The following is a 1,653-nucleotide window of genomic DNA, read 5'->3' as shown; positions in this document are numbered from 1 at the left end:
TACAAGGCTAGAAAGAAACTGCATGGCTTCAAAATTCCATTATTTCAATTTACATTAGATCTAGAGTAATCTTTTATTAAAACATTAATTATTATTTCAGGAGGGGATTTCAATGCTGTTAAACATTTATTTTGACACTTTCAACACTTATGGGTGTCAGGGGGGAGCGATGTAAGGTGCTATACCAAGTGCTAATCTCCGGCTTGGTTAAAGAGCCAATGATCCCACCAATTGCGATCAACGCCATAATTCAGATGATTAAAGAGAGGTGATTTTTAGTGCCTTGATTCATAGGTCGCATAAAATATCTTCGATAATTTTGTTCTTAAATGTTGCATGCTTATGAAGGCCAGCTGCTATGATTGCTGGGGCTAGTTCTTTGATCATCTCAAGAGCAGCAGCTTTCTGTGCTTCGTTTGAATTTGAATCTTCAAAAAGATCAATATTTTTTAGAAAAGCAGCTATTGATCCTTTGCGAACAGTCAGGCCATTTAGTTCTACAAAATTTTCACTATCAGATAAAATATCATCTGGTTTTATTGCATTAGTAGTCATTACAGTATCTCCTATAAAAAATTATTAATTAAAACTCGTTCATACTTCAAACAAATATTGAGATCCAATACCATTTTTTAAAAATTTACTATTAAATTCTTTTTTAAAGATTGATAAAGCCAAATCTCCTGTACAATGGCATGGAGCTATAAAATTGATATCCTCATCTTTTAAACCGATTACAGCATTTTTAATTTTTAATTTTGAAGAGCGCATCAGATGAAACCCTCCAAATAACGCATGTATTTTTTCTTTGGTAACAAAACGCATAGTTTTGGCAATCTTCAGTACCCCTGTATGACTACATCCAGTTATGGCGATAATACCTTTTGATGTTTTTATTCCCAGAGCCAGCTCATTGATCCAAAAATTCTTTGATAAAATCAAATAACAAGCTTCGTTTATAGGACAATTCTCTTTAATACTATGTATTTGTTTCTTATTGATAAGTAAACTTTTCTCTAAACTAGAGCTCCAAGTTTTTGGCATATAAATAATGATATTTGGATTTTGCGCTAAAAGCCATAAAGCTCCACCTTTATGATCCCAATGCTTGTGAGAAATAACAAGGTATTTAATGGATTGAGGATCGATATGCAATTTTTTTAAGTTATTTTCTAATATTGCAGGTTTAGCACCAGTATCGAAGATAATATTTCCATTTGGATGCTCAACAACACAAGAAAATCCCCAATCATCCTGAAGCTCAGATTGACTAAGATTATTGTCGTATACAGTTGTAATTCTAATCATTTTACGAGCACCTCATCAATAATTCGTTTATGCGTTTCAGTATCAGAGTTACTTTTATCTGCTATCTGGCATAGCTCAAATGTTGCTTTCCACAATGCCCAGGCGCGGGCTCGGAGCCATGTATCTGGGGCCATATCCATTTTTGATATAAAAATCTCACGAGATTTGCCGCTCAAATAAGTCCATGCAATAACAAGATCACAGGCAGGATCGCCAACCGCAGCACCGCCAAAGTCAATGACTGCTGATAGTTTTCCACCATCCATCAGTATATTGCCAATCGCAAAATCGCCATGAATCCATATTGGCGCCTTATTCCATATTGTCGCACAAGCCTTATCCCAT

At 35.0% G+C, this 1,653-nt stretch carries 3 protein-coding genes; all 3 read right to left on the bottom strand.

Annotated elements, in window-relative coordinates; genetic code table 11:
* Window positions 1-288: 288 nt before the first annotated feature.
* Window positions 289-555 carry a hypothetical protein gene (locus K737_RS00195; RefSeq protein ID WP_006294310.1) on the bottom strand — a complete coding sequence of 89 codons (267 nt, stop codon included), beginning with the start codon at window positions 553-555 and terminating at the stop codon, window positions 289-291.
* 39 nt (window positions 556-594) lie between these two features.
* Window positions 595-1,308: an MBL fold metallo-hydrolase gene (locus K737_RS00190; protein ID WP_006294308.1), complete on the bottom strand. Its 714-nt coding sequence runs from the start codon at window positions 1,306-1,308 to the stop codon at window positions 595-597.
* The coding region (locus K737_RS00185) for a phosphotransferase (RefSeq protein ID WP_035574561.1) at window positions 1,305-1,653 on the bottom strand (349 nt) is incomplete at its 5' end. The genes K737_RS00185 and K737_RS00190, both read right to left, overlap by 4 nt.

It is taken from the genome of Holospora undulata HU1, from assembly GCF_000388175.3.
In the GTDB taxonomy this organism is placed as follows: Bacteria; Pseudomonadota; Alphaproteobacteria; order Holosporales; family Holosporaceae; genus Holospora; species Holospora undulata_A.
The sequence above is the reverse complement of the archived record's forward strand: the minus strand, read 5'-3'. Positions and strand labels throughout refer to the sequence as shown.

Coding starts and splice junctions, on each gene's coding strand:
- K737_RS00195 (WP_006294310.1), bottom strand. CDS start 555: ATGACTACTAATGCAATAAAACCAGATGATATTTTATCTGATAGTGAA.
- K737_RS00190 (WP_006294308.1), bottom strand. CDS start 1,308: ATGATTAGAATTACAACTGTATACGACAATAATCTTAGTCAATCTGAG.